Source organism: Mesorhizobium sp. M1E.F.Ca.ET.045.02.1.1 (genome assembly GCF_003952485.1).
GTDB lineage: Bacteria > Pseudomonadota > Alphaproteobacteria > Rhizobiales > Rhizobiaceae > Mesorhizobium.
Genome location: NZ_CP034447.1, coordinates 2,874,624 through 2,889,605, shown reverse-complemented (window position 1 = coordinate 2,889,605; position 14,982 = coordinate 2,874,624). Strand labels below are relative to the sequence as shown.

At 64.8% G+C, this 14,982-nt stretch carries 16 protein-coding genes; 12 read left to right on the top strand and 4 right to left on the bottom strand.

The features are described 5' to 3' along the window. Positions 1-419 precede the first annotated feature (419 nt). Positions 420-1,166: a phosphonate metabolism transcriptional regulator PhnF gene (phnF, locus tag EJ070_RS13965; protein WP_126091879.1), complete on the bottom strand. Its 747-nt coding sequence runs from the start codon at positions 1,164-1,166 to the stop codon at positions 420-422. Between the two features lie 140 nt (positions 1,167-1,306). Here phnF and phnG point away from each other — a divergent pair, with 140 nt between their 5' ends. The 3 genes from phnG to EJ070_RS13950 are packed head-to-tail and all read left to right on the top strand — an operon-like array spanning position 1,307 to position 3,493. Continuing rightward, positions 1,307-1,768 carry a phosphonate C-P lyase system protein PhnG gene (gene phnG / locus EJ070_RS13960; RefSeq protein WP_126091878.1) on the top strand — a complete coding sequence of 154 codons (462 nt, stop codon included), beginning with the start codon at positions 1,307-1,309 and terminating at the stop codon, positions 1,766-1,768. Next, a complete protein-coding gene (gene phnH, locus EJ070_RS13955; protein ID WP_126091877.1) occupies positions 1,768-2,379 on the top strand; it encodes a phosphonate C-P lyase system protein PhnH in 612 nt (203 codons plus the stop codon). Before phnG ends, phnH begins: the two co-directional genes overlap by 1 nt. Position 2,380: 1 nt before the next feature. After that, positions 2,381-3,493, top strand: a complete 1,113-nt coding sequence (locus EJ070_RS13950; RefSeq protein WP_126091876.1) for a carbon-phosphorus lyase complex subunit PhnI — start codon at positions 2,381-2,383, stop codon at positions 3,491-3,493. A gap of 2 nt (positions 3,494-3,495) precedes the next feature. On the opposite strand, the gene EJ070_RS13945 is transcribed toward EJ070_RS13950, so the two are convergent. After that, positions 3,496-3,690, bottom strand: a complete 195-nt coding sequence (locus tag EJ070_RS13945) for a hypothetical protein (protein ID WP_126091875.1) — start codon at positions 3,688-3,690, stop codon at positions 3,496-3,498. Positions 3,691-3,749: 59 nt separating this feature from the next. On the opposite strand from EJ070_RS13945, the gene EJ070_RS13940 reads away from it, so the two are divergent. The 9 genes from EJ070_RS13940 to phnE (EJ070_RS13900) all read left to right on the top strand — a co-directional run bounded on the left by EJ070_RS13940 (position 3,750) and on the right by phnE (EJ070_RS13900) (position 12,274). Next, on the top strand, positions 3,750-4,709 hold the full coding sequence (locus tag EJ070_RS13940; RefSeq protein WP_245464875.1) for an alpha-D-ribose 1-methylphosphonate 5-phosphate C-P-lyase PhnJ: 960 nt from the start codon (positions 3,750-3,752) through the stop codon (positions 4,707-4,709). Next, complete coding sequence (gene phnK / locus EJ070_RS13935; RefSeq protein ID WP_040973772.1) at positions 4,706-5,482, top strand: phosphonate C-P lyase system protein PhnK; 777 nt, start codon at positions 4,706-4,708, stop codon at positions 5,480-5,482. The genes EJ070_RS13940 and phnK overlap by 4 nt, the downstream gene beginning before the upstream one ends. Before the next feature lie 174 nt (positions 5,483-5,656). Next, complete coding sequence (gene phnL / locus EJ070_RS13930) at positions 5,657-6,364, top strand: phosphonate C-P lyase system protein PhnL (protein WP_126091874.1); 708 nt, start codon at positions 5,657-5,659, stop codon at positions 6,362-6,364. Further along, on the top strand, positions 6,361-6,975 hold the full coding sequence (locus EJ070_RS13925) for a DapH/DapD/GlmU-related protein (protein ID WP_126091873.1): 615 nt from the start codon (positions 6,361-6,363) through the stop codon (positions 6,973-6,975). Before phnL ends, EJ070_RS13925 begins: the two co-directional genes overlap by 4 nt. A gap of 118 nt (positions 6,976-7,093) precedes the next feature. Continuing rightward, positions 7,094-7,804 (top strand): DUF1868 domain-containing protein, encoded by a 711-nt coding sequence (locus tag EJ070_RS13920; protein WP_126091872.1) that lies wholly within the window; start codon positions 7,094-7,096, stop codon positions 7,802-7,804. 175 nt (positions 7,805-7,979) lie between these two features. Further along, entirely contained in the window at positions 7,980-8,837 is an 858-nt protein-coding gene (phnC, locus tag EJ070_RS13915) for a phosphonate ABC transporter ATP-binding protein (RefSeq protein ID WP_126091871.1), read from the top strand. Between the two features lie 143 nt (positions 8,838-8,980). Further along, positions 8,981-9,889 (top strand): phosphonate ABC transporter substrate-binding protein, encoded by a 909-nt coding sequence (phnD, locus tag EJ070_RS13910; protein WP_126091870.1) that lies wholly within the window; start codon positions 8,981-8,983, stop codon positions 9,887-9,889. A 58-nt stretch (positions 9,890-9,947) separates the two neighbouring features. Further along, positions 9,948-10,907 carry a phosphonate ABC transporter, permease protein PhnE gene (phnE, locus tag EJ070_RS13905; protein WP_126091869.1) on the top strand — a complete coding sequence of 320 codons (960 nt, stop codon included), beginning with the start codon at positions 9,948-9,950 and terminating at the stop codon, positions 10,905-10,907. Between the two features lie 8 nt (positions 10,908-10,915). Further along, positions 10,916-12,274 (top strand): phosphonate ABC transporter, permease protein PhnE, encoded by a 1,359-nt coding sequence (phnE, locus tag EJ070_RS13900; protein ID WP_189350638.1) that lies wholly within the window; start codon positions 10,916-10,918, stop codon positions 12,272-12,274. Positions 12,275-12,672: 398 nt separating this feature from the next. Here phnE (EJ070_RS13900) and EJ070_RS13895 read toward each other — a convergent pair whose 3' ends face one another. After that, positions 12,673-13,524 (bottom strand): sugar phosphate isomerase/epimerase, encoded by an 852-nt coding sequence (locus EJ070_RS13895; RefSeq protein WP_126095748.1) that lies wholly within the window; start codon positions 13,522-13,524, stop codon positions 12,673-12,675. Positions 13,525-13,696: 172 nt separating this feature from the next. After that, on the bottom strand, positions 13,697-14,884 hold the full coding sequence (locus EJ070_RS13890; protein WP_126091867.1) for a Gfo/Idh/MocA family oxidoreductase: 1,188 nt from the start codon (positions 14,882-14,884) through the stop codon (positions 13,697-13,699). Positions 14,885-14,982 lie beyond the last annotated feature (98 nt).

Sequence of the window (14,982 nt, the reverse complement as noted above, 5' to 3'; positions counted from 1 at the left end):
ACTCCCTCCTTCTCCCGTCGCCAGCGGGCTCCTTTCCTCTCCCTCCGGAGGGGGGAGAGGTGGCTCGGCGAAGCCGAGACGGAGTGGGGGAAGGCGGTCCTCAAACGCCAAGCCGCTGATAGGTAAGCGCGACCGCGCCGGATGGACGCATGAGAAGTCGGGGCTGATCAAGGCTGTTATCGAGGTGACTGATCCCATCCCTTCGTCATCCACGGGCGGAGCAAGGAGCGTAGCGACGCAGCGCAGACCCGAGGATCCATTCCGTGACGTCGACGCGTTGCAACGATCCAGAACTCTGCTCCGCCGCACTTTACGATCAAGGTAACGGAATGGATCCTCGGGTCTGCGCTCCGCTTCGCGTCGCTCCGCCCGCGGATGGCGACCTCTGAGGTTATCGCCCTGGATGACGACGTCGGAGGCTAATCGCCGGCCGACAACCTCAGTTCCACCCGCTCCGCCGGAAAGCGCGATTCCGCGAACTGGATCGGCCGACCGTCGAGCGTGACGTTCACCGCGACAGTGACCAGCACGATGGCGCCCGGCTGCAGATCGAGATCGGCAAGATCATCGGCGTCGGCGTGGCGCGCCGACAGCACCGTCGAGTGCCTCAGATAGTCGTTGATGCCGAAGCGCTTGAGCGAGGCGGTGACCGATCCCGTCTCGGCCATCGCGGCCTCGATGCCGGCGAAGCGCTTGGCATCGAACCAGGTCGAGGCGCGCGACACCGGATGCCCGTCGGCCTCGCCGCGTGTTTCCAGACGGATCACGGCCGCCCCTCTGGCGATGCCGAGCGCTTCGGCGATGCGCCGGTTGGCCGGCTCGGTCGATGACGACAGCAGCGCGATGTGGCGCTCGGTCGTCTGCCCTTGCAACCCGGTCGAAAACCGCGTGCGCGCGCCGATCGGATAGGACAGGCGCTTGCGCGACAACACGAAGGTGCCGCGCCCCTGCTCGGCTCTCAGCACGCCTTCCTGCACCAGCGCGGCAATGGCGCTGCGCACCGTGTGACGGTTGACGCCATAGCGTTCCGCCAGCGCGACCTCGGGCGGCAGCGCCGCGTTCTCGGCGAAATCGCCATTCGCGATCCCCTCCAGGATCCTGTCGGCGATCTGCCGCCACAGCGACACGCCGCTGCGCCTTTCGATGCTGCTTGCCAGCCCGGTCATTTCCCCGCCCCCAACGCCTTCCCCCTAACTTTTACGCCTCTTGTCATCCACTCGTCATGGACTCTCGTTAGGTGATGAGTATAATTTGTATAGTTGTCTATATCAATAGACAAATTAGCCGCTATGCAAGGAGGCGAGCCATGCGGGGACAGGAAGCACGCGAGCAGGCCGAGCGGAGAACCGTGATGGCGACGCTGGCGCACGCAGCGCCTGATGAGATCGCGCGCCTATGGGCGGGCTCCGGCCTGCCCTCGGAGGCGGAGCTGCTGCGCGGCCCCGAAACCGGATTGGTAACGGTGCGCGGGCGGATCGGCGGCGGCGGCGCGCCGTTCAATGTCGGCGAGGCGACCATCACCCGCGCCACCGTGCGGCTGCCCACCGGACAGGTCGGCCATTCCTATTCGCTCGGCCGCGACAAGGGCAAAGCCAAGCTCGCGGCCATCGCCGACGCGCTCTGGCAGGACCCGGCCCACCGCGAAACGGTCGAAACCAAGCTGGTCGCGCCCTTGCGTGGGGCACTCGACGCGGCGCGCGAAAAGCGGCGTGTCGAGACAGCGGCCACGAAAGTGGATTTCTTCACCATGGTGCGCGGAGAGGACTGATGGATATCGCGACGCAATCGATCGAAGGCGGCTTCGCCGATCCGGTGTTCAACGCGCAGGTCGTGTTCCGCGCCATCATGGACGCAATGGCGCGCCCCGGCAATATTCAGGCCCTGCCGCCGCTCGCCCATCCGCCGGCGCCGCTGTCGGCGACCGCCGCAGCCGCGGCGCTTTCGCTCTGCGACAACGACACGGCGATCTGGCTCGATCCGCGGCTGCAGGCGGAGCCCGCGGTCAAGGCCTGGCTCGGCTTTCACACCGGCGCACCCTTGGCCAACACGCCGGCCGACGCGCATTTCGCTTTGGTAGCCAACCCGGCGGAGATGGCTGCGCTCGACGGCTTTTCGCAAGGCACGCAGGAATATCCCGACCGCTCGACGACGCTGATCCTGTTGGTCGACGATCTCGCTTCCGGTCCGTCGCTACTGCTCGAAGGCCCGGGCGTCGAGAAGACCGCGATGATCGCGCCGACAGGCATGCCGCGCTATTTCGTCGAGCAATGGAAGCAGAACAATCAGCGTTTCCCGCGCGGCGTCGACATCATCCTGGCGGCGCCCAGCAGCCTCGCCTGCCTGCCGCGCACCACCCGCATCAAGACGATGGAGGCATGACATGTATGTCGCGGTGAAAGGCGGCGAAGCCGCAATTGCCAATGCGCACCGCCTGCTTGCCGATCGCCGGCGCGGCGACCGCTCCGTGCCGGCCCTGCGCCTCGACCAGATCGCCGAGCAGTTGGCGCTCGGTGTCGACCGGGTGATGAGCGAAGGCTCGCTCTACGATCGCGAGCTTGCGGCTTTAGCCGTCGTCCAGGCGCGCGGCGACATGATCGAGGCAATCTTCCTGGTGCGCGCCTATCGCACGACGCTGCCGCGCTTCGGCTACACCAACCCGGCCGACACCGGCGCCATGCAGGTCGAGCGGCGCGTGTCGGCCACCTACAAGGACCTGCCCGGCGGCCAAGTGCTCGGCCCGACCTTCGACTACACCCACCGGCTGCTCGATCCGGAGCTTGCCGCAGGCGTCGATGTCGAGACGCCCACGCAGCGTCCGGCCGAAGCCGAAGCGATGCCGCGTGTCTCCTCGATTCTCGCCCATGAAGGCCTGATCGAAGCCGACGGCGACATGCCGCTTGACCACATCCCCGGCGACATCACCCGTGAGCCGCTGCAATTCCCGATGGCGCGCGACATCCGCCTGCAGGCGCTGTCGCGCGGCGACGAAGGCTTTTTGCTGGCGCTCGGCTATTCGACGCAACGCGGCTATGCCCGCAACCATCCTTTCGTCGGCGAGATCCGCATCGGCGAGGTCGAGTTGGAACTCGACGTGCCGGAACTGCCTTTCGCCGTGCCGCTCGGCTCCATCCGCGTCACCGAATGCCAGATGGTGAACCAGTTCAAGGGTTCGGCCAAGGCGCCGCCGCAATTCACCCGCGGCTACGGCCTGGTCTTCGGGCAGAGCGAGCGCAAGGCGATGGCGATGGCGCTCTGCGACCGGGCGCTGCGCGCGAGCGAGCTCGGCGAGGATGTGATTGCCGCCGCACAGGACGAGGAGTTCGTCATCTCGCACTCCGACAATGTGCAGGCGACCGGCTTCGTCGAGCATCTGAAGCTGCCGCACTATGTCGACTTCCAGGCCGAGCTTGACCTGGTCCGCCGCATGCGCGCCGAATACGAGGCGCGGGAAAACGAGGGCAAGGCCGAGGAGAAGAGGGAGGCGGCAGAATGACTTTATTGTCCGCTACCGGAATGCCCGCTGCCGGCATCGAACGAGCCACCGCCACCATAGCCACTGGCACCGGCAACAGTCTCGCCATGCGGAGGCTCCTTTGGCGCAGGAAGAAACATCTTCCGCAGCGCAAAGCCGGCAACAACGGCGAACACCAGCAAAAGCACTCCAAGATGCATCCAACCGGTAGAGTCCATTCGGGCGCCCTCCCGCGTCTTGAGCGCCAATTCCATAGCACAGAGCGGACGTGATCGTCATGACCGACATCGCCACCTACAACTTCGCCTATCTCGACGAGCAGACCAAAAGGATGATCCGCCGTGCCATCCTGAAAGGCATCGCCATTCCCGGCTACCAGGTGCCCTTCGCCTCGCGAGAGATGCCGATGCCTTACGGCTGGGGCACCGGCGGCGTGCAGGTCACCGCTTCGATCATCGGCCCGGATGACGTGCTCAAGGTCATCGACCAGGGCGCCGACGACACCACCAACGCCGTCTCGATCCGTGCCTTCTTCAAGAAGGTCGCCAATGTCGCCGTCACCACCGAGACGGCGAAGGCGACCATCATCCAGACCCGCCACCGTATCCCGGAGCATCCGCTGACGGCGGGCCAGGTGCTGGTCTTCCAGGTGCCGATCCCCGAGCCGCTGCGCTTCCTCGAGCCGCGCGAGACCGAAACGCGAAAAATGCATGCGCTGGAGGAATACGGCCTCATGCATGTGAAGCTCTATGAGGACATCGCCAGGCACGGCCGCATCGCCACCACCTACGCTTATCCGGTCAAGGTCGAGGGCCGCTATGTGATGGACCCGTCGCCGACCCCGAAATTCGACAATCCGAAGATGCATCGCTCGCCGGCCTTGCAGCTCTTCGGCGCCGGCCGCGAGAAGCGCATCTACGCGGTGCCGCCCTTCACCGACGTCGTCAGCCTCGATTTCGAGGACCACCCGTTCGAGGTGCAGACCTTCGACCAGCCCTGCGCGCTGTGCGGCGCCGAGAACGTCTATCTCGACGAGGTCATCCTCGACGACCATGGCGGCCACATGTTCGTCTGCTCGGACACCGACCACTGCGAGAAGCGCCGCAGCGACCCTACCTCCCCCTTGTGGGGAGGTCGCGCCGAAGGCGCGGGTGACTTGGCGACAACCCCCGCAACCCTCACCCCGGCGCTGCGCGCCGACCCTCCCCACAAGGGGGAGGGTAAGGAGGCCGAATGACCGACGAACCGCTGCTGCGCGTCTCCGCACTTTCCAAATTCTACGGCTCGCGCGTCGGCTGCGAGAACATCTCCTTCGACCTCTGGCCGGGCGAGGTTCTGGCGGTGGTCGGCGAATCCGGCTCGGGCAAGACGACGCTGCTCAACTGCCTGTCGACCCGGCTGTTGCCTTCTTCCGGCACGGCAAGCTACCGCATGCGCGATGGCCAATGGCGCGAGCTCTACCGCATGAGCGAGGCCGAGCGCCGCTTCCTGATGCGCACCGACTGGGGCTTTGTCCACCAGAACCCGGCGGACGGCCTGCGCATGACGGTGTCGGCCGGCGCCAATGTCGGCGAGCGGCTGATGGCCGTGGGCGACCGCCACTACGGCAGGATCCGCGCCACCGCTGTCGACTGGCTCTCCCGCGTCGAGATCGACGAGGACCGCATCGACGACGAGCCCCGCGCCTTTTCCGGCGGCATGCGCCAGCGCCTCCAGATCGCCCGCAACCTGGTGACCGGACCGCGGCTGGTGTTCATGGACGAGCCGACCGGCGGTCTCGACGTTTCGGTGCAGGCGCGCCTGCTCGACCTGTTGCGCGGCCTGGTCACCGACCTTGGCCTGGCGGCGATCGTCGTCACCCACGACCTCGCCGTGGCGCGGCTTCTCTCGCAGCGCATGATGGTGATGAAGGATGGCCGTGTCGTCGAAAGCGGACTCACCGACCGCGTGCTCGACGACCCGCGCGCGCCGTACACGCAGTTGCTCGTGTCTTCGATTTTACAGGTGTGATGATGGAACACATTTCCCCCGCACCTACCCCCACCCCGCTGCTTCGCAGCGACCCTCCCCACAAGGGGAGGGTAAAGCGCCGGCGCCCTACCTCCCCCTTGTGGGGAGGTCGGACCGAAGGTCCGGGCGGGGGTACTTCAGCCACCACGCAAACAGCGAAAGGAGCACTTTCTAATGCCCACCCCTCTCGTCGTTTCCGATGTCGCGAAAAGCTTCACCATGCACCTGCGCGACGGCGTCAGGCTGCCGGTGGTGGCGGGCGTCTCCTTCTCGATCCGTGCCGGCGAATGCGCGGTGCTTGGCGGCCCGTCGGGCGCCGGAAAAAGCTCGATCCTGAAGATGCTCTACGGCAATTACGCCGTCGATGAAGGCCAGATCATCGTCCAGCATGGAGACGGCCTGATCGACCTCGCCTCCGCCAGTCCGCGCACCGTGCTTGCCGTGCGCCGCCACACCATCGGCTATGTCAGCCAGTTCCTGCGCACCGTGCCGCGCGTCTCGGCGCTCGATGTCGTCGCCGAGCCGCTGGTCGAGCGCGGTGAGGACAGGGAAGGCGCGCGGGCGAAGGCTCGTTTCCTGTTGGCGCAGCTCAACCTCCCGGAAAAACTCTGGGCGCTGCCGCCGGCGACCTTCTCCGGTGGCGAGCAGCAGCGCGTCAACATCGCGCGCGGCTTCATCACCGAGCATCCTATCCTGCTGCTCGACGAGCCGACAGCTTCGCTCGACGCCAAAAACCGCGACGTCGTGGTCGAACTCGTCGCCGCCAAGAAGGCGGCGGGCGTCGCCCTGCTCGGCATCTTCCACGACCTGGATGTGCGCGACGCGGTGGCCGACCGCGTCATCGACGTCACCGCCTTCGCCGCCGGAAAGATCGCCGCATGAGAAAGCTTTCGGAGACGCCGCTGGTCCACGAGACGGCGCAAGTCGAGAACTCGAAGCTCGGCCGCTGGACCGAGATCGCCGAGCGCAGCCGTGTCTCTGAAAGCGAGCTCGGCGACTACTCCTACATGATGCAGGACTGCGCTGTCTGGTGCGCAACCATCGGCAAGTTTTCGAACATCGCGGCAAGCGTTCGCCTCAACGCCACCAATCATCCGACTTGGCGGCCGACGCTGCACCACTTCACCTACCGTGCCTCGGACTATTGGGACGACGCCGAGCATGAGAGCGAGTTCTTTGCCCAGCGCCGCGCCAAGCGCGTCACCATCGGCCACGACACCTGGCTCGGCCATGGCTCGACCGTGCTGCCCGGCGTGACCGTCGGCGATGGCGCGGCGGTCGGCGCCGGTGCCGTGGTGTCGAAGGATGTCGCGCCCTACACGATCGTCGCCGGCGTGCCGGCAAAACCGATCCGCGAGCGTTTCGACCGCCGCACCGCCGAGCGCTACCAGGCGCTCGCCTGGTGGGATTGGGACCATGCCCGGCTGCGCGCCGCGCTCGACGATTTTCGCGAGTTGGAGGCCGAGGCTTTCCTGGAAAAGTATGGCGGCTGAATCTCGTGAATGGTCAATAGTGAATGGCGGACAACAAGGTTCGGGCTGGGGAAGCCTTCACCATTCACATCCTTGACACACGACTCGGGCAGAGGCGATCTCCCCCAGGGAGATCGCCATGCTCGACAAAGTCAGACCCTCGCTTGCCTCCTTCTTCGAAGGCACCAACCCGATGCCGCCGATGCATCTCGGCACCCGCTATGACACATCGGGCAATTTCCTTTTCGAGCCGGGCAACACCGTTGTCAGCCACCTCGTCGAGGGCTCGCCATCCGAAGCCGCAATCATCGCGGTGCGCGAGCGTATCCTCTCCATGCCCGACGCCGATCGCCTCGCCTTCACGCCGATCTCCAGCCTGCATATGACCCTGTTCCAGGGCATCATAGAATACCGGCGCCGCCTTCCCTACTGGCCTTCCGATGTGCCGTTGAACACCAGCATCGACGACATCACTCGCCTCTATCTGGAGCGGCTGCAGGGCTTCGAGGGCAACGGTGCATTCAGGATCAAGGCCATCGGCGTCACGCCAAACGGCCTGACGGTCGCCGGTGCCACGGAAGAGGACCGTGCTATCCTCAAGGCATGGCGTGACGCGCTGTCGGTGCCGTTCGGCTATCGTCACCCCGACCACGACAGCTACATCTTCCACATCACCTTCGCTTACCAGATCCGCCGCCTCGCCGACGAACGAGTGTCAGCCTGGCAGGACCTGTTCGACGACTGCCTGTCGTTCCTCGACCGCGAGGCTCCAGTGATCGAATTGCGCCCGCCGGCCTTCTGCAGCTTCAAGGACATGAAGCACTTCGAGGAATTGCTGGTCCTTGGATGAGCCCGTGCATGTCGCCCAAAGGTGCCCAGCGGTTTTGGGACAACGACGTGCATAAACGACGATTCCTGCCTGTGGGTCGTAACAAAACTGACATCAATCCGACACCCCAGCTTCATGGGGCTGCGCTAGCGAAGGTTAACGGACCTTCAAAACTGCGACGTACCGGAGTCTTGCCATGTCAGCATCATCGGCCACGTTGGAAATCCGCGGCGTAACCCGACGATTTGGCAAGAACACCGCGGTCAGCGACATCAACGTATCGATCCCGCAGGGCCAGATGGTCGGCATCATCGGCCGTTCCGGCGCCGGCAAGTCGACGTTATTGCGCATGATCAACCGTCTCATCGATCCCAGCCAGGGATCGATTTTTTTTGACGGCTCCGACGTTTCCCGCCTGCAGGGCTCGCCGCTGCGCCGCTGGCAGCGCGACTGCGCCATGATCTTCCAGCAGTTCAACCTCGTGCCGCGCCTCGACGTCCTGACCAACGTTCTGCTCGGCCGCCTCAACCATCGCTCGACGCTTTCCAACCTGCTCGGCATGTTCTCGCGCACCGAATGCGCGGAGGCGGTGGCGGCTCTCGAGCGCCTCGACATCGCCCGCACCGCGCTGCAGCCGGCCGGCACGCTTTCCGGCGGCCAGCAGCAGCGCGTGGCGATCGCGCGCGCCATGATGCAGCAGCCGAAGGTGCTTCTGGCCGACGAGCCGATCGCCTCGCTCGACCCGCTCAACGCCAAGGTGGTCATGGATTCGCTGCGCGACATCAACCTGCGCGAAGGCATCACCGTCGTCACCAACCTGCATACGCTGGACACCGCCCGCGCCTACTGCACCCGCATCATCGGCATGGCCGCCGGCAAGGTCGTGTTCGACGGCGCGCCCGAGGATCTCGACCGCGACGCCGTGCGCACCGTCTATGGCGCCGATGCCAACGGCGTCGAGATCTCCGAGGCGATCACGTCGACCAGCGTCACCGTCAAGCCGAAGATCACCGCATCCGCCGGACCGCTCGAACCGGCCTTCCCTGGCTACTGAGTCCATTGCCCGGGCTGTAGCCGCTCCGGGCAAATCGTGGATTTCGGCAAAGAGCAACCCGGATCGCCCGTCCGCGTCAAAGGCAAAACTCAAAAATTCGAACGTCACCGGCGCGCAGCCGGAGCAACAGGAGAGAGATCAAAATGTTCAGGAAAATGGTTTTTGGCGCCGTATCGATGCTGGCCATGGCGGCAAGCGCCGCTCACGCCGCCGACATCAAGGAGTTCCGCGTCGGCATCCTCGGCGGTGAGAACGAGACCGACCGCCTGCGCAACTACCAGTGCCTTGCCGACCACCTCAAGGCCGAATTCGGCTTCGAGAAGGTGTCGCTGTTCCCGGCCGCCGACTATGACGGCGTCATCCAGGGTCTGCTCGGCGGCACGCTCGACTTCGCCGAGCTCGGCGCGTCCGGCTATGCCAGCGTCTACCTCAAGGACCCGAACGCGGTCACCCCGATCCTCACCACCAAGCAGACCGATGGCTCGACCGGCTACTATTCGATCGGCCTGGCGCTGAAGACTTCCGGCATCACCGACATCAAGTCGGCCAAGGGCAAGAAGCTCGGCTATGCCGATCCGGATTCGACTTCGGGCTATCTGATCCCGCTGACCCAGATTCCGAAGGACACCGGCGCCTCCAACGAGACCTATTTCGCCTCGACCCAGTTCAATGGCGGCCATGAGAACAACGTTCTGGCCGTTCGCGACGGCAAGGTCGACGTGGCGGTGGACGATTCCTCCGGCATCGGCGACTTCAAGAACGGCTACACCTCCGGCACCTTCCACAAGGAAGTCGCCAAGGGCGCCGTCGACCCGAACGACTTCGTCGAAGTCTGGCGCTCGGGCCTGATCCCGAACGGCCCGCTGGTTGTCCGCACAGCGATCGGCGCCGACATGACTGCCAAGCTCACCGACTTCTTCACCGCCCTCCCGGGCAAGGACAAGCCCTGCTTCGAGGGCGTCGAGGGCGGCGATTTCACCGGCTATGTCCCGGTGAAGCCGGACTTCTACAAAGTCATCGTCGAGGCCCGCAAAGCCGCGATCGGCGGCTGACGGCATCAGGAAGAAAGGGCGGCGTTTTGAAACGCCGCCCTTTTTGCATGCTCCGATCATGACAGCCTCAGCGACAATCCACTCCGAAGCAACCCGGCAGCAGGCGGACGCCTGGCGGCGCCAGACCTCGCTTCGCCGCTTCTACACCGCGCTAGGCGCCGGCCTGCTGCTTGTCGCCATGTTCGCGACGATGTGGTTCGCCGACGAGGCCAATGCCGGCCATTTCTTCGACCGGCTGCCGCATATCCTGGATTTCCTGAGCTGGCTGATCCCGAAGGACTGGAACGACGTCTGGCGGGCGCTGTTCGACATCGCCTCGCCGCATGACAAGGGCACGCAGGAATTCAACTTCCCGCTCGGCCGCGTCTACATCTGGGGCGGCATCTACATCCCCGAATATTTCGAGCTGATGCTGACCACCGTCAACGTGGCGCTGGTCTCGACCTTTATCGGCTTCGTCTTTGCCGTTCCCTTCTCCTTCATCGCCGCGCGCAACCTGACGCCGAGCCCGATCCTGCGGCTCGTCGTCAAGCGTTTCATGGAACTGCTGCGCGCTTTCCCGGAGATCGTCATCGCCGGGCTGTTCGCAGCCATCGTCTCGATCGGTCCGGTCGCCGCCATCATCGCCATCGGCCTGCATTCGATCGGCGCGCTGGGCAAGCTGTTCTACGAGATCAACGAGAACATCGACATGCGTCCCGAGGAGGGTCTGCGCGCGGTCGGCGCCAACTGGATCGAGCGCGTGCGCTTCGCCGACCTGCCGCAGGTGCTGCCCAATTTCATGTCCTACACGCTGCTCAGGATCGAGATCAACGTGCGCATCTCGACCATCATGGGCGCCGTCGGCGGCGGTGGCATCGGCGAGGAGCTGAAGCTTTCGATCTCGCGCGGCTTCGGCGCCAAGACGTTGGCGCTGGTGCTGCTGCTCTTTGTCACCATCTTCCTCGTCGACCAGTTCTCCGCCTGGCTGCGCCGCAAACTGGTCGGCGAGCAGGCCTTCCTGATGAGCGCTGCTTGACCATGGCTATGACAGTCGACGAAATCAGGGCCATCGAGGAACGCCACCCGCAGATATTCCAGCGGCCGGCCTACAGGCGCTTCTGGCCGCTGCTGCTGATCGCGGGCACGGTGCTCTATCTCGCCTATGCCTTGTGGTTCTTCAGCCTGCCGCAGGTGCTGAAAGAATCGCATTGGGAGCGCCTGCCGCTCTTCCTGTCGCAATGGATCAGCTACGACCTGCAGCCGGAATTCCGCCTCGACCAGCCACAGATCACGCCGAAGTATCCGCGCTTTTCCGCGCTTGGCGAGAACCCCAATCCGGACTGGGTGATCAGGAATCCCGACGGCACCTTCACCGTGCAGATCGACGGCAATGCAAAGTCCGTCATCTTCGACAAGACCAGGGCGACAATCGTCGCCAATGGCCAGAGGGTGCCTGTGTCGCTCACCAGCGGCAAGCCGCAGGTGTCCGGCCCGGTGCCGGACTGGGTGACCGTGCATGATGACGAGGTCGTCGCCAAGATGGGCTTTGCCGGCGAGGTGCGCATCACCGTCGACCGCGTCAAGGTGCGCAAGCGCTTCCTTGGCTGGGCGAATTTCGTCTTCGACACCCGCTCGCCCTTCTTCGGCAAGTCGGCCGGCGAGGTGTTTTCGCTGATCCTTTCGGGGCCTGAGCTCAAGCCCGGCACGTCGAACCTGGCTTTAGCCGCCGACAACATCTGGAACAACGCGCAGTGGCAGCATGGCGACGTCTGGACGAAGCTCTTGCAGACCATCGTCATGGCGTTCCTCGGCACGCTGCTCGGCGGCATCGTCGCCTTCCCGCTGGCCTTCTTCGCCGCCCGCAACATCACGCCGAGCGGCCTGCTCAGCCAGGTCCTGAAGCGCTTCTTCGATTTCATGCGCTCGGTCGACATGCTGATCTGGGCGCTGTTCTTCACCCGCGCCTTCGGCCCCGGCCCGCTCGCCGGCAGCGCCGCCATCTTCTTCACCGAGATCGGCACGCTCGGCAAAACCTATTCCGAGGCGCTGGAGAACATCGACGACAAGCCGCGCGAAGGCGTGCTGTCGACCGGCGCCAACGGCCTGCTCGTGCAGCGCTACGGCGTGCTGCCGGAGGTGGTGCCGATCTTCATCAGCCAGACACTCTACCAGTGGGAATCGAACACCCGCGGCGCGACCATCATCGGCGCCGTCGGCGCCGGCGGCATCGGCTTGAAGCTTTGGGAAGCGATGCGCACCAATTCTAACTGGGCGAACGTCTTCTACATGGTGCTGTTGACGCTGCTCGTCGTCTTCATCTTCGACAACATCTCGAACTTCCTGCGCAGGCGGCTGAGCCGCACGCTGCATGACTACAACCGGCTGCAGGCCGCGCAGGGATAACCTTGTGAACCATAGGCGCAGGCATCGTGCAGCGCCGAGCCAAGGGTCGACCCCCACTCCGTCGAGCTGCGCTCGACACCTCTCCCCCGATCGACGGGGTAGAGGAAAGGCGCCAGGCTGTCCGAGCCGACGCCTGTCCTCCTAGAGCATGATCCCGAAAAGTGGGAACCGGTTTTCGGAGAAAGATCATGCTCCAACAAAGATTTAGATTGTGGTGGCGATTCAACGAAACGCCATCACGGTCTAGGCCGAGGCTTTCTTCCTCTCCCGAGCCACGAGGCTCCCTTTCCTCTCCCTCCGGAGGGGGGAGAGGTGGCTCGGCGAAGCCGAGACGGAGTGGGGGAACCACCTGGCAACCGTTGCGAACGCAAATAGAAGTTGGACTAGGCGCAGGGCCTCTAAGCCGCCTTCCTCCACCCATCCCTGATATGCCTATACCCTTCGCGGTACACCGCCTCGGGGCTCTCGGCGAAATCGCGCCACACCTTCGTCGCCGCTGCCAAGTCCTTCAGCGAGCGTCCAAACGATTCAATCGTCAGCCAGTCGTCATAGCCGCTCTTGCGGATGGCTGAAAAAGTCTCCTTCCAGGGGACGTGGCCGCGCCCCGGCACGCCGCGGTCATTCTCCGAAATATGGATATGAACAATGTTCCTGCGATTGCGCGTATAGGCGCCGATCGGATCGGCTTCCTCGATATTGGCGTGGAAGGTGTCGTACATCGCCTTGACGTGAGGCCGGTCGATCGCGTCGATATGCTCCGACAGATCGTCCATCGTGTTCACCAGGTAGCATTCGAAGCGGTTGAGCGCTTCCAGCCCAACGGTGACGCCCTTCTTGCCGGCATGGTCGCCGATGGCGCGCTGCGAGGCGATCGAACGCTGCTTCTCGGCCGCTGTCGGCCCGCTGCCGGAGAAGGCGCCCAGCGTCGAGTGCAGCGGGCCGCTCAGCCGGTTCGCGCCAAGCGCCGCGCTGCAGTCGATCGCCCATTTCATGTAGTCGATACCGGCCTTGCGCGTCGCGGCATCGGGCGAGATCAGGTTCATCGCCGGATCGCCCATGGCCGAGACCGCGGTGCGTTCCAGGCCGATGCGGTCGAGCATCTCGCCGAGCTTTTTGTAGTCGTCAGGCCCGCCCGCGAAGACCGGGATCTCGACGCCGTCGAAGCCGGTTGCTTTGATGTCCTTCAGCAGCGCCTCATGCTTCGTCGAGACGCTGGTGGTCCACAGGAACATGCACATGCCGATCTTCATCGACATCCCCTCTCCCTCATCACCTTCGAACGAGGGGTGATGAGATTCAGGTCAGGCCGAGCCGAAAATGGCGGATTCCGAGAACCGGAGCGGAGCGTACTTGAAGTACGTGAGCACCGGAAGCGCAGGAAGCCGCCGTTTGCAGGCCGGCCTCACCTGAATATCGTCACCCCTAGAGCTTCGTCCACGCCCCATTCTTCTTCGACGACTTCACACAGGCCTCGATGAAGGCCATGCCTTCGACGCCGTCCGCGATCGTCGGGAAGACGACATCCTTGGCCAGCTTGCCGCCTTTGCGCCGTGCTGCCCGGATCGCCCGCGCGGCCTCCTGGTAGATGTTGGCGAAGCCTTCGAGATAGCCTTCCGGATGGCCGGACGGCACGCGCGTTACACGCGCCGCCACGGGCATCGCGCCGGCGCCGGCACGGGTCAGCAACTGCTTCGGCTGGCCGAACGGCGTGTACCACAGATAGTTCGGGTCGGCCTGCACCCATTCGAGCCCGCCCTTCGAGCCGTAGATGCGCAGCTTCAGCCCGTTCTCGTGGCCGGGCGCCACTTGGCTGGCCCAGATCATGCCCTTGGCGGGATGCTTGTTGCCGACCGGCTTGAAGCGCAGCATGACGTTGACATTGTCGTCGAGCTGCCGGCCCGGCACGAAGGCATCGAGATCGGCCGACAGCGAATCGAGCTCCAGGCCGGAAACGAAACGCGCAAGATTATAGGCATGCGTGCCGATGTCGCCGAGCGCGCCGCCGGCGCCGGCCTGCTTGGGGTCCGAGCGCCACGAGGCCTGCTTCTGGCCGGTAGCGGCAAGGTCCTCGGTCAACCAGTCCTGCGGATATTCCGACTGCACGATGCGAATGTCGCCAAGCTGGCCCTTGGCCACCATCTCACGCGCCTGGCGGATCATCGGATAGGCGGTGTAGTTGTGGGTGAGCACGAACACCTTGCCGGTCTTTTCCACCAGCGTCGCGAGCTTCTTCGCTTCGGCGAGCGAAGTCGCCAGCGGCTTGTCGCAGATGACGTGGATGCCTGCCTCGAGAAAGGCCTTGGCCGCCGGCACATGCACGTTGTTGGGCGTGACGATCGCCACCGCTTCGATGCCGTCCGGCCGCTTGGCCTCGGCCTTGGCCATCTCGGCGTAGGAGCCGTAGCTGCGCGACGGATCGAGCCCGAGTTCTTCGGCCGAAGCCTTTGCCCGTTCCGGATTCGACGACAGCGCGCCGGCCACCAGCACGAAGTCATTGTCCATGCGCGCCGCGATCCGGTGCACCGCGCCGATGAAGGCGCCCTGCCCGCCGCCGACCATGCCGTAGCGGATCGGGCCGCCTCCCGTTTCCGACTTCGATGCGCCGACCATGCTTTTGTCCCTCCATTGTTGGTTTCCTCCCCTTGAGGGGAGGTCGATCCGCGCAGCGGATCGGGTGGGGTCGCCCGGCGTGGAGCTCGGCATGAACC

What these genes read in the sequence shown, in the direction of transcription:
- phnF (WP_126091879.1), bottom strand. Translation starts at nt 1,166, where the DNA reads ATGACCGGGCTGGCAAGCAGCATCGAAAGGCGCAGCGGCGTGTCGCTG.
- phnG (WP_126091878.1), top strand. Translation starts at nt 1,307, where the DNA reads ATGCGGGGACAGGAAGCACGCGAGCAGGCCGAGCGGAGAACCGTGATG.
- phnH (WP_126091877.1), top strand. Translation starts at nt 1,768, where the DNA reads ATGGATATCGCGACGCAATCGATCGAAGGCGGCTTCGCCGATCCGGTG.
- EJ070_RS13950 (WP_126091876.1), top strand. Translation starts at nt 2,381, where the DNA reads ATGTATGTCGCGGTGAAAGGCGGCGAAGCCGCAATTGCCAATGCGCAC.
- EJ070_RS13945 (WP_126091875.1), bottom strand. Translation starts at nt 3,690, where the DNA reads ATGGACTCTACCGGTTGGATGCATCTTGGAGTGCTTTTGCTGGTGTTC.
- EJ070_RS13940 (WP_245464875.1), top strand. Translation starts at nt 3,750, where the DNA reads ATGACCGACATCGCCACCTACAACTTCGCCTATCTCGACGAGCAGACC.
- phnK (WP_040973772.1), top strand. Translation starts at nt 4,706, where the DNA reads ATGACCGACGAACCGCTGCTGCGCGTCTCCGCACTTTCCAAATTCTAC.
- phnL (WP_126091874.1), top strand. Translation starts at nt 5,657, where the DNA reads ATGCCCACCCCTCTCGTCGTTTCCGATGTCGCGAAAAGCTTCACCATG.
- EJ070_RS13925 (WP_126091873.1), top strand. Translation starts at nt 6,361, where the DNA reads ATGAGAAAGCTTTCGGAGACGCCGCTGGTCCACGAGACGGCGCAAGTC.
- EJ070_RS13920 (WP_126091872.1), top strand. Translation starts at nt 7,094, where the DNA reads ATGCTCGACAAAGTCAGACCCTCGCTTGCCTCCTTCTTCGAAGGCACC.
- phnC (WP_126091871.1), top strand. Translation starts at nt 7,980, where the DNA reads ATGTCAGCATCATCGGCCACGTTGGAAATCCGCGGCGTAACCCGACGA.
- phnD (WP_126091870.1), top strand. Translation starts at nt 8,981, where the DNA reads ATGTTCAGGAAAATGGTTTTTGGCGCCGTATCGATGCTGGCCATGGCG.
- phnE (WP_126091869.1), top strand. Translation starts at nt 9,948, where the DNA reads ATGACAGCCTCAGCGACAATCCACTCCGAAGCAACCCGGCAGCAGGCG.
- phnE (WP_189350638.1), top strand. Translation starts at nt 10,916, where the DNA reads ATGACAGTCGACGAAATCAGGGCCATCGAGGAACGCCACCCGCAGATA.
- EJ070_RS13895 (WP_126095748.1), bottom strand. Translation starts at nt 13,524, where the DNA reads ATGAAGATCGGCATGTGCATGTTCCTGTGGACCACCAGCGTCTCGACG.
- EJ070_RS13890 (WP_126091867.1), bottom strand. Translation starts at nt 14,884, where the DNA reads ATGGTCGGCGCATCGAAGTCGGAAACGGGAGGCGGCCCGATCCGCTAC.